Annotated in this window: 10 protein-coding genes; all 10 read right to left on the bottom strand. The window is 58.1% G+C overall.

Annotated elements, in window-relative coordinates:
• Positions 1 to 21: 21 nt before the first annotated feature.
• The gene (locus AAE514_RS14765) at positions 22 to 3,111 is read right to left on the bottom strand and encodes an efflux RND transporter permease subunit (RefSeq protein ID WP_347332322.1); all 3,090 of its coding nucleotides are present in this window, start codon (positions 3,109 to 3,111) and stop codon (positions 22 to 24) included.
• Positions 3,111 to 4,187: an efflux RND transporter periplasmic adaptor subunit gene (locus tag AAE514_RS14760; protein WP_347332321.1), complete on the bottom strand. Its 1,077-nt coding sequence runs from the start codon at positions 4,185 to 4,187 to the stop codon at positions 3,111 to 3,113. Before AAE514_RS14760 ends, AAE514_RS14765 begins: the two co-directional genes overlap by 1 nt.
• A 32-nt stretch (positions 4,188 to 4,219) precedes the next feature.
• Positions 4,220 to 4,810 carry a methyltransferase gene (locus tag AAE514_RS14755; RefSeq protein WP_347332320.1) on the bottom strand — a complete coding sequence of 197 codons (591 nt, stop codon included), beginning with the start codon at positions 4,808 to 4,810 and terminating at the stop codon, positions 4,220 to 4,222.
• A 220-nt stretch (positions 4,811 to 5,030) separates the two neighbouring features.
• Complete coding sequence (locus AAE514_RS14750; protein WP_347332319.1) at positions 5,031 to 6,047, bottom strand: hypothetical protein; 1,017 nt, start codon at positions 6,045 to 6,047, stop codon at positions 5,031 to 5,033.
• A gap of 91 nt (positions 6,048 to 6,138) precedes the next feature.
• Complete coding sequence (locus tag AAE514_RS14745; RefSeq protein ID WP_347332318.1) at positions 6,139 to 6,498, bottom strand: hypothetical protein; 360 nt, start codon at positions 6,496 to 6,498, stop codon at positions 6,139 to 6,141.
• 210 nt (positions 6,499 to 6,708) lie between these two features.
• Complete coding sequence (locus tag AAE514_RS14740) at positions 6,709 to 7,401, bottom strand: response regulator (RefSeq protein ID WP_347332317.1); 693 nt, start codon at positions 7,399 to 7,401, stop codon at positions 6,709 to 6,711.
• 7 nt (positions 7,402 to 7,408) lie between these two features.
• Positions 7,409 to 8,830 (bottom strand): ATP-binding protein, encoded by a 1,422-nt coding sequence (locus AAE514_RS14735; protein WP_488212735.1) that lies wholly within the window; start codon positions 8,828 to 8,830, stop codon positions 7,409 to 7,411.
• A 182-nt stretch (positions 8,831 to 9,012) separates the two neighbouring features.
• Positions 9,013 to 9,729, bottom strand: coding sequence for a YebC/PmpR family DNA-binding transcriptional regulator (locus tag AAE514_RS14730; RefSeq protein ID WP_347332315.1), 717 nt, complete (start codon positions 9,727 to 9,729; stop codon positions 9,013 to 9,015).
• Between the two features lie 48 nt (positions 9,730 to 9,777).
• A complete protein-coding gene (guaA, locus tag AAE514_RS14725) occupies positions 9,778 to 11,355 on the bottom strand; it encodes a glutamine-hydrolyzing GMP synthase (RefSeq protein WP_347332314.1) in 1,578 nt (525 codons plus the stop codon).
• Positions 11,356 to 11,558: 203 nt separating this feature from the next.
• Positions 11,559 to 13,031, bottom strand: coding sequence for an IMP dehydrogenase (gene guaB / locus AAE514_RS14720; RefSeq protein ID WP_347332313.1), 1,473 nt, complete (start codon positions 13,029 to 13,031; stop codon positions 11,559 to 11,561).
• Positions 13,032 to 13,099 lie beyond the last annotated feature (68 nt).

Below are 13,099 nucleotides of genomic sequence, written 5' to 3'. Positions count from 1 at the left end.
GCATCGAACGCAAATTGGCCTCTAACGGCGTTGCGACGTCCGACCGCTCCGCCTTATCCATGCCTTATGCACTCTGTCTCCCAATACCAACAGCGCGGGAGTCAGCAGCAGCGTGAGTACGGTAGCGAACGCCAGGCCGCCGGCAATGGCGCTGGATAGCTGAGTCCACCACTGGGTGGAGGGCGCGTTAATCCCCAGGCTGGGCTCCAGAAGGTTAACATTGATCCCGAGCACCATGGGCATTAGGCCCAGGATGGTGGTACCAGCGGTAAGCAGCACCGGCCGCAAACGCAGGCAGCCGGTTTCCAGGGCGGCGGGTAAGGCCTCCAGGCCCTTTTCCCGGTGTTCGTTGTAGGTGTCGATCAGAACGATATTGTTATTCACCACAATACCCGCCAAGGCGATAACGCCCATGCCGACCATGACAATTCCGAACGGTTGGGCGTTGATCAAAAGCCCCAGCAAAATACCGGCGGTGGATAACACAATGGCTGACAACACTAAGGCGGACTGGTAGAGGCTGTTAAACTGCACCACCAGAATGAAAGCCATCAGGAAGATGGCCAGAAAGAAGGCCAGTATTAAGAACTCCGCCGCTTCCTGCTGGTCCTCCCCTTCCCCACCGACGCTGACTTGAAGCTTATCGGGAAGGTCGGCAAGAGCGTTCTCGCGCACCGCCTGCAAGCGCTCGTCCAACTGATAGCCTTCCTCCAGGCCCGCCTCGATTGTAATCGCCCGCTCGCCGTCCACGCGGTGTAACGTGCCCACCCTGGGCGAGGGTTCAAATTCCACCACCTGGGAGACGGGAATCTGACCGCGCGGGGTTTGCACGGTAAGCTGGCGCAGCTGATCAATATGGCGCCAACTTTCCGGGAAGCGCAGACGAATATCCACCTCATCCAGGGCATCTTCCGGGCGGTAGCGCGCCAGCAGAATGCCATTGGTAACCAGTTGCACGGCATTACCGACCGTCACCACGTCGGTCCCCAGGCGCGCGGCGGCCTCGCGGTCGACCCGTACCCGCCATTCTATACCGGGAATGGCTCTATCATCGCTGACGTCGGTAAAGCCGCCAACTTCATCCATGGTTTGTCGGATCTTCTCCACGTTCTCATCGAGTATCGACGGGTCGGAGGAGCTGATCGTCAACTGAAAGGGCTTGCCCGCACCCGGGCCCTGTTCTTGTTCACGAAACTCCAAAATAATGCCGGGAATGTCTTTGGTGCGTTCACGCATATCCGCGAGAATTTCACGGGCGGGCCGTCGCTTTTCCCAGTCGATAAACTGAAACTGGAGCGTGCCGACGGTATCCGCCCCGGTATTCCAGTCCGGGTCGGCAATGGAGCGAGCGTAGAGGGCTTCCACTTCGGGCATGTTGAGCAGACGGCTTTCCACCTGCCGCACCAAGTCATCGATCTCATAGACGGATAGGTCCCCCCGGGCCCGAACCGTCACTTGGGCCGACTTGGGTTCCACGTCTGGAAAGAATTCCACGCCGTGATTGAAACGCCCGTAGATGACGTAAATCACCACAATGACCAACATCACCACGAGCAGAGTCCACCAGGGGCGCTGCAGTGAGAAATTCAACCACGAGCGGTACCACCGGCCAAACCGAGTCGGCTCATCCCGACTCGGGCCCTGGGTCCTACCACTGACGCCGCCCAGCGTGGGCAAAAAAACCAATGCCATCGCCAGTGAGGCAAGCAGGCAGATAATAACCGTGGCCGGCAGGTACTTCATGAACTCGCCCACCACACCCGGCCAGAAGAGCAACGGGAAGAATACGGCGAGCGTGGTCGCGGTGGAGGCAATAATCGGCCAGGCCATGCGAGTGGCCGCTTTGGCCCAGGCATCGTGCGGCTCGTCTCCCTCTCGGCGGTTGCGATCCGCTAGCTCACTCACCACCACGGCCCCATCGACCAGCATGCCCGCCACCAGAATCAGGGCAAACAGCACGATAATGTTCATGGTGTAACCGATGGCCCAAATCGCAAGGATGGCGGTTAAAAAAGCACCGGGAATGGTAACTCCCACCATCAACGCCGAACGAACGCCCATGGTGGCCACGATAATAATCAGCACCAGCACGACGGCCGTGGTAACGTTATTCAACAGCTCCGAGAGCATGGTTTTAACTTCAGTGGATTCGTCCAGAATATAATCCACCTGAATTTCATCGGGCATGCGGGATTGTGCCTGCTCCATAATGCCGCGTACCTGGGCGACCGTATCGATAATGTTGGCGCCGGTGCGCTTGGAGATTTCCAGCACCACGGCGGGTTGATTATTGATACGGGCAAAACCTTCGGGGTCAAAAAAGGTGCGGCGCAATGTCGCCACGTCGCCGAAGGTCACCACCGTTTCCCCGTCGACCTTTACCGGCAACGACATCACATCATCGAGGTTTTCGATAACGCTGGGCACTTTAATGGAGAAGCGTCCCGACCCAAGGTCCAGACTCCCGGCAGCCACTAGCTGGTTGTTGCGTGAAACCAGATTGAACAGCTCGGCATAGTCAATGCCGTAACTGGCCAGCACCTGGGGCTCGACCAGAATTTCCAGAAGATCTTCCCGGTCGCCACCGATTTCCACTTCCAGCACTTCGGTAATGCCTTCAATTTCTTCTTTCAGAAGGCGCGCCGTTTGAATTAGCTCCTCCTCGGATAGTGGCCCGGAAAGGCCGACAGACAGTACCGGGAACAGCGCCACGTTCACTTCGTGCACCGTCGGCTCTTCCGCTTCCTGAGGAATGTAGGCGCGAGCCCGGTCAACCTGCTCGCGAACATCTTGCAGGGCCGTGTCGGCATCGAAGCCGGCATCGAACTCCAACATCACCGACGCATGCCCCTCGCTCGCCGTGGAAGTCATTTCCCGCAAGCCTTCCAGCGAGCGCAGCTCCTGTTCCATGGGCCGGACCATCAGGCGTTCGCCGTCTTCCGGGCTCACCCCTTCGTACATCATGGACACGTAAATGATGGGAATCGGAACGTCCGGGTTGGCTTCCTTGGGAATGGCGATGTAAGCGCTGATTCCGCCCACCACCAGGATCAAAAAAAGCAGCAGCGTCGCCCGGCTGCGTTGCTGTGCGCCGCGAATGAGGTTTTCCATTACTCCTCCCCGGCCATAACCACTTCCACTTCCTGCCCCGGCTCGACGAACCCCGCGCCCTGGGTAATCAGATTGATTCGCTCGGGCAATCCACTCACCCAGGCGCCCTTGCGAGTGGCGCTAATCAACTCCACCGGCTGCTCCTTCACCTGCTGATTCTCATCCACGTAGCGAACAACCGTGCGCCCGTCCCCATCAAGCGAGAGCAGGGAGGGTGCGATATGATGCGCTTGTACCTCGCCGAGCTGGATTTGAATGGCAGCGCTCCCTCCGGCAATACGACGCCGCTCGGGATTCGTGGCTTCGATTTCGACGTAATAACTGCGGGTCTCGGGATCGGCGACGGCCGCCACGTAGGTTAACTGCCCCTTTAACTGGCTGTTATCAAGCAGGGTAATGGTGGCCGGGTAGCCCACTTCAAGTTTATGCACGTCCTGCTGGGAGACTTGGGCGCTTACCCGCAACCGGGAGATATCTACAAAGCGAAGCAGTCTCTGTCCAGCCTGGGCATAATCGCCTTCGTCTACGAAGCGCCGGTCGAAGATTCCATCAAACGGCGCTTTCGGGCGGGTGTTTCGAAGCGCCAGCCGCGCCGCTTCCAGTTCCGCGCGAACCCTCGCCCGCTCGGCCACCGCTCCGAGCTGTTCAATTTGGGAGTTCAGATCCCGCGCCCTTAGCTTTTCAGAGGCCTCAACCTGGGCTTCCACCAACTCCAGGTCGGCCTTCAGTTGTTCCACACGGGCCTGACGGTCCTCGGCGTCCAGCTTCACCAGCACTTTTCCTTGTTCTACCAAAGAGCCCTGCTCCACCGGCAAGTTCATCACCTCACCGCCCACGCGCGCGATGATTTCAACCTGCTGCCAGGCCTCAACCTGCCCTTGCAGCGCCAAGTCAGGTTGATGGGTTCGCGCGCGAAATTCGCGCACCTGGACTCTATTTAGAGAGGCGGGGGGCGGCTCGGTCGCCTCTGGTGCCTTGTCCGGCGCCTGTAGAACCTCGCCAGAGGCCAGCCAAATAATCAATAACACGACAAGGGCGCCGGCTATCCAGAGCGGGTTGAGCTTTTTGGTGAACAAGAGTCCGTCTCCTAAACTGTTTGTCGTTGCCCTCAGTGGCGAAGCGAAAACCAGGCAGTCTGGGTAGGGGGGCCTAGCTCGGGGTCTTCTTCCCCAATGCCGCCCAAAACCACCCGATAGCCATTGCGCCGGGCAACCCCATGAGCCCACTGGCTAAACTTGCCGCGATCCCACTCAAACTTATGATCGGGCTCGCGAAACTCTCCCGGCCGGAGATCAAAAAGGGGGTTGAATTCCCGGTTGGGCGTGGTCAGGAAAACCGCTCGCGGGCGCATCTGGCCAAAGACGGCCTGCTCCGCCGCCGAGAGCTGCTCCGGCTTAATATGCTCGATGGTTTCTACCATGGCCGCGACGTCGTAATCAACAAGAGAGGGCTGAGGATCTATGTAGGAGCCATTGAGCAACCTCAGCCGGCCAACCTCACCTTGAAGGTGGTCGGCCAGCATTTCCCGGGCTTGTCTCAATGAGTGGGAGCAGACTTCCAGGCCGACAATCTCTTTAAACTGCTTTTCGCCCGCCAGCCGGTACAACAACTGCCCCGAACCGCATCCAAGATCCAACACCCGGCGCGCCCCACTGGCTCGCAGGCGCCGCAGCACCTGTTCCAGGCGAATCTCGTGCAATGAAACGCTCTCCCCCCTCATGGTTGAAGCTAATAGAGAGTCCTCATACATAATCTATCGCCTTCGAGTAAGGAGAGACTTCATTGGGATGGCTTGATGCGGCAACGTCGCCGGCGGGCCTCAGTTCCCCTCCCACCGAGCGGTATCGTATCAAAGTTACGTCTATCCATGCTATGCCACCGATTTGCCGCCGGATGTGAAGCCCCAAGCATAACGTCTGCTACTCAACCTTAGCCACAATAAACGACAAAATGTTGCGAGCGGTAGTGATTCCCTCAAGGTCGCGGTACAACGCTCCGTCGGCCCCGGAGTGATGGCCGCGGCCGAGCAACGATAGCAAGTACTGGCCCGGTGCCGCTGAGTCGATAATCGTTTCATAGATCAACGAGGGCTGCCCCGAGGCGCCATCTCCGCTGTAAATCGGGTCTTCTGGAAAGCGCTCGCGGGTATAGTAGTCGTTGAAGTCGTAGCTACGGTTAACCTCCAGAAGCAGACGATACCGACCCATACGCGGGGCCGAGAGAGCGATTTGGTAGTCGCTTTTGGGAGTCGCGCCGCTAACGCCGTCCAGATCGGCGTTGTTGCGCAAGGGCACAAAATAGCCGTCAGCTTCCTCAACCCCTCGGCTGTGGCTCCAATAAGGCAAGGCTTCCGGCCGGCGGGTCGCGCCGGTGTCGGTTTCACCAAAACCGGAGCTGGCAGCCTTGCCGGTGACATAAAGGGTATCGATGTATTGCCCTTCCAAGGTTTCCATCCATACGGCGATTTGCGGCACAGTAGTATAGGTAAAACCAAGCACGGCGGGCTGTGGCTCGGATTCGTAGGCACTGCCGGCCTTGATAAATAGGTCCATGCTGGGTTGGCCCGCACCAGCGGTCAAATCCAGCAGGGTATATTCACGCGTGACCGGCTGATTGGCGGTGCGCAGCCTTTCGCCAAACTCCATTACCGTGGCAAAGGGGGCAACACCAAACATCAGGCCTGCCACCAGAACCAGAAAACCCACCCCGGAAAAACTCAGCGCTCTTCTACCGATCTTTCTCCTAAGGTGGCTCCAGTAAGCCTTGAAGTTGTTTTTGAAGTGCAGCAAGGTCCCGATAATAAAGAAAATCGAGGCCCAGATATGAATGGCGCCGACAAAATAGTTCCAGGGCATGGAGTACAGCAGTACTCCGGTTGTCATCAGCGTTATAAACACAATGGAAATTGTAACGGTGGTGGCAATTCTGAAGTTCATCGTTTTGGCCCTTGCAATCGCTTTTTATAAGCGTTTTTAACCGAGCCTCTCTGCGTCGTTCACACTCAGAGAGGCTCGCCGTTTCAGTCAATTACTGTTTCTTGCCAAAGTTCATTCCGGAAAACTTCCGGTACTTGGAAAAGTCCTTGCTTTGCGTCCATTCGCCAACATTCTCCTTGAACTTCTGCATTTCCTGCTCGGTCAACACTTCGGAAAGTTCGGCGTTTTTCTCCTCAATAAACACCGGAATTTGCTCGTGATTACCGTTCATGGCCAGGTCCTTTACCTGCTTGTAGGAGCTGAGAATCTGCTCCACTTCGTAGGCCCGTGCCTGGTCTAGATTGAGGTTCTCCGTAAAGCGGCTTGTACCTTCGCAACCCTCTTCCGAGGAGGCGTAGGCCACGCCGCTAACACCAGCAATTGCCAGGCCGATCAAAAGTAGCTTCTTCATAGTTCATTCCTTAATAATGTGGGTTTGTGTCCCGTCCGACCGTTCAGGCGATTTACGTCGGGAACAGGGTTAGAATGCCCCAAAACTGGGGAAGAAAAGTGGCTGAACTGTGAAGGAAATGTGCAAGGCCAACGTTCGTTGGCGGTTTGCGGGCGTTATGTCTCGGGAAAGACGAAGGTTTTTCGGGGATAGGAGGAAATCCAGGCGGTGCTACCGCGGAGGCGCCTCGTATTTATAACCGCTGCCATAGACGGAATGAATCAGATCGAGCTGTTCGTCGGGCGTAACCAATTTCTTGCGCAGCTTCTTGATGTGGCTATCCACGGTGCGGTCGCTCACCACACGGTAATCCTGATAGATATTGTCCAGTATGTATTGGCGGGAGAAAATTCGTCCCGGATGGGAGAACAACAGCGAGAACAGCCTAAATTCGATGGTCGTCAGCCCGATCACCTCGCCAAACAGGGTGACGCTCAGCGCCTGCTCATCCAGCGAGACCGCCGCCACTTCTTCGCCAGCGGATGAGGCCGGGTCGCTTTGACTGCGGCGAAGGACAGCCTTTACCCGGGCTACCAGCTCCCTCGGACTGAACGGCTTGCAGACATAGTCGTCGGCGCCCAGCTCCAGCCCCAGCAGACGATCAATCTCTTCCACCTTGGCGGTCATCATGATGATGGGCACGGGGCTTCGGGCCTGTTGGTTCTTGCAGAGTTGTAGGCCATCCATGCCGGGCAACATGAGGTCCAGCAGGATCAGGGCGGGCTCGTGCCCTCTGAGCCAGGCTTCGGCATCATCGCCCCGGTGAAACTGGAGGGTGCGGTAGCCACTGGCACTGAGGTAATCGTCCACCAGCTGGGCCAGCTCGGGTTCGTCTTCGACAATGCAAATCAAGGGAGTGGTCATGTTCTTTTTAATCGCTGTTGTGGGGCAATTGTACCCGAATGGTCACCCCTCCCAAGGGTGAATCCTCGGCGCTGATGGCTCCCTGGTGAGCGGCGACGATGTTCTTGCAAATCGCTAGGCCCAGACCCGCGCCACCGGTGTTGCGACTACGGGAGGCTTCCAGGCGGTGCAGGCGCTCAAAGATTCTGTCCCGGTCTTTCGGCGGTACCGATGGTGCACTGTCACGAACCATTAATGTTACGTTTGTGGAGTCTTGGGCCAGCTCGACTTCCACCCGGCCGCTGGCGCGGGTGTAGCGAATCGAATTCTCCAGCAGGTTGTTGATCAGTTGCTCCAGGCGTTTGGGGTCGCCGGTCAAGGTAATCGGCTCTGCTTCCGGGAGCTTGGCGGCGAGACTCAGGCCAGCGGCACGTGCCTTGTCCTGGTACTGCTCCACACAGCTCGATACCAATTGGCTAAGGGACAACGTCTGCTTTTGATAACTGAGGGCACCGATGTCGGAGAGGGTGAGTTCGAACAGATCGTCGATCAGCGCACTGAGACCCGATACCTTGCTGTGCAGCAACGCCAGACATTCACGGTTGAGCGGCCTCACGCCATCCTGCAAGGCCTCGATGTGCGCCTGTAGCACCGACACCGGCGTGCGCATTTCGTGGGAAATATCGGCAATCCAATGGGCGCGGGAGTGTTCGTTGGCTTGCAGGGTCTGCGCCAGCTGATTGAAGTGGCGGCAGAGCTGCCCGATTTCGTCCTGGCCTTGGGCCTCAATTCTCCGGCTATAGTCGCCGGAAGCCAGGGCCTGGGTGTTCTCGGACAAGGCCACGATCGGCTTACTGATTCGTCGGGCAAAAAAGGTGGCAACGCCCAGGGAGATCACCAAAATAACCAGACTGATGATGCCGAATACCCGGAGCACGTGACTCATAAAACGCCGGTCCGCCTCCCGCACCACAATGTCTGGCTTTACGAAACCCAGATAGCCGATAATTGACTCGCCCCTGCTCAGCGGCACCCAGCTGATGCGCTGGTCCGGTTTGGGGACACCCATCAGCAGGTTCTTTTCGGCGTCGTGCAGGCTGATGCTGGTAACGAACTCGCGGTAGTAATCTTGCGGTGACTTGTCGGAGCTGCCCTTTCCCGTTTGTTCGTCAGCGGATACGATGGAAGAACTGTGATCGGGAAAGATTATCGACTTTAAGTCCAGCCAACGTTGCGGGTCGCGACTCAGTTCGGCGAACGAGCCCTCTTCCCCGTGAATATTGACCAGGGCCTCCTGAAGGATCTCCAGCCGTTGCACCGCCTGCTGGGAGGTGTAATCCAAAAAGCCGCGTTTAAGCGTGCCATGCAGCAAAAGGTACATGGTCAGCACGCAGAGCGAAAGCGTGCAAAAAAAAGCGAGCCACAGTTTTCGGCTGAGCGTAAGGCGCATGGTCGGGGCCATTCCGGAAGCGAATCGGCCTCTATGGTAGCGGGCCGGCTTCCAGAATGACAGACATCGCCCTGTCGATAGCAGCCACTTTCACAGTGTTTTCACAATTGGCCAGCAGGCATAGGGCAAAGGCCCGGCTGGCGTCGTGGTGCCCGTCAACGTTGTTCAGCGCCTATTGTTTCTCAATAGTCAGCGTTGTGGTAAACCTGCTGGACGTCATCCAGGTAGTTCAACAGATCGAGCATCTTTTCAAACTGTTCAGCATCCTCGCCCTCGATCGCCGTCGTCACTTGGGGTATAAACTGAATATCCTCGACGTCAAATTCTATCCCTTCAAAAGCACCTTTGAGCGCATTGCGCGTCTTGGCGAATTCGGTCTGCGGGGCAAACACCGTAATTACGCCGTCTTCGGCCTCGATATCGGTGACATCGACATCCGCGTCAGCCAGCGCTTCCAGCACAGCGTCCTCATCCGGCCCGGAGAAGCTGAATATCGCGCTGTGGTCGAACAAATGACTGACCGCGCCCGAGGCGCCCAGCTTGGCTTTCACCTTATTGAAGCAGGTACGCACGTCGCCATAGGTCCGGTTCGGGTTGTCGGTCAGGCAGTCCACAATGATCATGGTGTTACCCGGGCCGAAGCCCTCATAACGCGCCACCGCAAAGTCTTCTCCACCACCACCGGCCGCCTTGGCGATCGCCTTATCGATGACGTGAGCAGGCACCTGCTCTTTTTTTGCGCGCTCCAGAAGAGACGCCAGCGCCAAGTTACCGGTCGGCTCCGTGCCGCCGGATTTGGCACACATATATATTTCGCGGCTGTAACGGCTGTAAATTTTGGCTTTCATGTCCGAGGTTTTGGACATGGATTCTTTACGGTTCTGGTAGGCTCTGCCCATGGGTGAATACCGGGTTCGTTAATCGATGCACGACCGTCAGCTGACGGCCTACTCCCATTCAATGGTCGCTGGTGGCTTACTGGATACATCGTAGGTCACCCGTGACACCCCTGAAATTTCGTTGATAATGCGATTGGAGACTTTCTCCAGCAATTCGTACGGCAGGTGCGCCCAGCGGGCGGTCATGAAGTCGATGGTTTCCACCGCCCGCAGGGCGATTACCCATTCGTAGCGGCGGGCATCACCAACGACGCCCACGGACCTGACCGGCAGGAACACCGCGAAGGCCTGGCTGGTTTTGTGGTACCAGTCGGCGTTGTGCAGCTCTTCGATAAAGATGGCATCGGCTTCGCGCAGAATGTCCGCGTACTCTTTTTTGACTTCGCCCAGAATCCGCACGCCCAGGCCCGGCCCCGGGAAGGGGTGGCGGTAGACCATGTCGTAAGGCAAGCCGAGTTCGAGGCCGATTTTGCGCACTTCGTCTTTGAACAGTTCGCGCAGCGGCTCGACCAATTGCATTTTCATGGTTTCCGGCAGGCCGCCCACGTTGTGGTGGGATTTGATCACGTGGGCCTTCCCGGTTTTCGCGGCGGCGGATTCGATCACGTCCGGATAGATGGTGCCCTGGGCCAGCCAATTGACGTCTTTGAGCTTGGTGGCTTCGTCATCGAACACGTCGATGAAGGTGTTGCCGATGATTTTGCGCTTCGCTTCGGGGTCGTCCACGCCCTGGAGTTTGCCGAGGAATTGGTCTTCGGCGTCCACACGTATGACTTTGACGCCCATATTGCGGGCGAACATTTCCATGACTTGGTCGCCCTCTTCCTTACGCAGCAGGCCATTGTCCACAAATACGCAAGTGAGTTGGCTGCCGATGGCTTTGTGCAGCAGCGCGGCGACGACGGAGGAGTCTACCCCACCGGAGAGGCCGAGCAGGACTTTGTCCTTACCCACTTGTTCACGCACTTTTTCAATCGCATCGTCGACGATTTTGGCGGGGGTCCAGAGGGCTTCGCAGCCGCAGAGTTCAAACACGAAGTGTTCGAGGATGCGTTGGCCTTGCAGGGTGTGGGTGACTTCCGGGTGAAACTGTACGCCGTAGAAGTGTTTATCTTCGCAGGCCATTCCGGCGATGGGGCAGCTCGGGGTGGAGGCCATTATTTCGAAGTTGGGCGGCAGTTTGATCACTTTGTCGCCGTGGCTCATCCAGACGTCGAGTAGGGAGTCGCCGTTGTGGTCGAGGTGGTCTTTGATGTCGTGCAGGAGTTGGGTTTGGCCGTGGACTTTGACTTGGGCGTAGCCAAACTCTTGAACTTTGGAGCCTTGTACTGAGCCGCCCAGTTGTTCGGCCATGGTTTGCATGCCGTAGCAGATGCCGAGTACGGGGACGCCGAGTTCGAAGACGGCTTGGGGGGCTCTTGGGCTGCCTTCGGCGTGGACGGATTCGGGGCCGCCGGCGAGGATGATGCCGTTGGGGTTGTAGTCCCGGATTTCGTCGTCGCTCATGTCGAAGGCGCGGATTTCGGAGAAGACGCCGATTTCTCGCACTCTGCGGGCGATGAGTTGGGTGTATTGGGAGCCGAAGTCTAGGATGAGGATTCTTTGGGCGTGAATGTCTTGGGTCATGGGGGCTCTTGCTTTCGGTTTTGGAGCTTTGTAGCCGGTCCGGTATGGGGTCCACCGGTTGAAGACCCGCCGTGAACCCGTCCTTGGGGGCTTCTCATCGGCATCCTTGCCTCAGAGAGTCTTCAACCGGTGGACCCCATACCGAACCTACCTTTGGTGGGACCCCAAAATCGATCAGAGCCCCATGCGTCTACGGGTTGTGTTTAGCGCCCTACCGGATAGTTCGGGGCTTCTTTGGTGATTTGTACGTCGTGAACGTGGCTTTCACCCATGCCGGCGGAGGTGACGCGGACGAAGTGCGGTTGGGTGCGCATTTCGTCGATGGTGTGGCTGCCAGTGTAGCCCATGGCCGCGCGCAGGCCGCCCATCATTTGGTGGACGATGACGTTTAGCGGGCCTTTGTAGGGCACGCGGCCTTCGATGCCTTCGGGGACGAGTTTTTCCGCGCCTTGGCTGGCGTCCTGGAAGTAGCGGTCGCTGGAGCCTTGGGTCTGGGACATGGCGCCCAGTGAGCCCATGCCGCGGTAGGCTTTGTAGGTGCGGCCCTGGAACAGTTCAACTTCGCCCGGGGCTTCTTCGGTGCCGGCGAACATGGAGCCCATCATGACGGTGTGGGCGCCGGCGACGACGGCTTTGGCCAGGTCGCCGGAGAACCGGACGCCGCCGTCGGCGATCACCGGTACGTCGCTGTCTTTCAGCGCGGCGACGACGTTGGCAATGGCGCTGACTTGCGGTACGCCCACGCCGCTGACGATGCGGGTGGTGCAAATGGAACCGGGGCCGATGCCGACTTTGACGCCGTCCGCGCCGGCTTCGACCAGGGCCCGGGCGGCGTCGCCGGTGGCGATGTTACCGCCGATCACTTGCAGGTCCGGGTAATGGGCCTTGATGCGCTTCACTCCCTCAAGCACGTTGCGGGAGTGGCCGTGGGCGGTGTCGACGACAATGACGTCAACGCCGGCCTGGACCAGGGCCTCCACGCGCTGGTCGGTGTCGGGGCTGGTGCCGACGCTGGCGCCCACTCGCAGGCGGCCTTCCGGGTCCTTGCAGGCGTTGGGGTACTTTTCGGCTTTGTTGATGTCCTTGACGGTAATCAGGCCCTTGAGCTCGAAGTTGTCGTTGACCACCAGGACTTTTTCGATGCGGTGCTTGTGCAACAGGCGGCGTACTTCGTCGTTGCTGGCGCCTTCTTTGACGGTCACCAGTTTGTCTTTCGGGGTCATGATGTTGGCGACTTTGGCGTTCTGGTTGGTTTCAAAACGCACATCGCGAGCGGTGACGATGCCGACCAGGTCGCCGTTGTCCAGCACGGGCACCCCGGAGAAGTTGTTTTGCCGGGTCAGTGCCAGCAGGTCGCTGATGGTCGCGGTGGATTCGATGGTGATGGGGTCTTTGACCACCCCGGCCTCGAATTTTTTCACCTGACGTACCTGCTGGGCCTGTTTTTCGATGCCCATGCTTTTGTGGATGATCCCGATACCGCCCTCTTGCGCCATGGCGATGGCCAGCCGGGCTTCGGTCACGGTATCCATGGCGGAGGAAATCAGCGGGATATTCAGTTGAATGCCGCGGGTCAACCGGGTCTTGAGGGAGACGTCTTTGGGTGTGACGTCCGAATAGCCCGGGAGGAGCAAAACGTCGTCGAACGTGAGGGCTTCTTCAGCAATACGCAACATACAGCCAACCTTCCATCCTAAGTAACGACCCTCTGGCCAATGCACCAACGGGTGCGGAGACTTAACAG

The sequence above is a fragment of the Marinimicrobium locisalis genome (genome assembly GCF_039822625.1).
Lineage (GTDB): Bacteria > Pseudomonadota > Gammaproteobacteria > Pseudomonadales > Cellvibrionaceae > Marinimicrobium > Marinimicrobium locisalis.
This window is presented reverse-complemented; position numbering and strand designations above follow the sequence as displayed.

What these genes read in the sequence shown, in the direction of transcription:
- AAE514_RS14745 (WP_347332318.1), bottom strand. Translation starts at nt 6,498, where the DNA reads ATGAAGAAGCTACTTTTGATCGGCCTGGCAATTGCTGGTGTTAGCGGC.
- guaA (WP_347332314.1), bottom strand. Translation starts at nt 11,355, where the DNA reads ATGACCCAAGACATTCACGCCCAAAGAATCCTCATCCTAGACTTCGGC.
- guaB (WP_347332313.1), bottom strand. Translation starts at nt 13,031, where the DNA reads ATGTTGCGTATTGCTGAAGAAGCCCTCACGTTCGACGACGTTTTGCTC.
- AAE514_RS14765 (WP_347332322.1), bottom strand. Translation starts at nt 3,111, where the DNA reads ATGGAAAACCTCATTCGCGGCGCACAGCAACGCAGCCGGGCGACGCTG.
- AAE514_RS14750 (WP_347332319.1), bottom strand. Translation starts at nt 6,047, where the DNA reads ATGAACTTCAGAATTGCCACCACCGTTACAATTTCCATTGTGTTTATA.
- AAE514_RS14735 (WP_488212735.1), bottom strand. Translation starts at nt 8,830, where the DNA reads ATGCGCCTTACGCTCAGCCGAAAACTGTGGCTCGCTTTTTTTTGCACG.
- AAE514_RS14730 (WP_347332315.1), bottom strand. Translation starts at nt 9,729, where the DNA reads ATGGGCAGAGCCTACCAGAACCGTAAAGAATCCATGTCCAAAACCTCG.
- AAE514_RS14740 (WP_347332317.1), bottom strand. Translation starts at nt 7,401, where the DNA reads ATGACCACTCCCTTGATTTGCATTGTCGAAGACGAACCCGAGCTGGCC.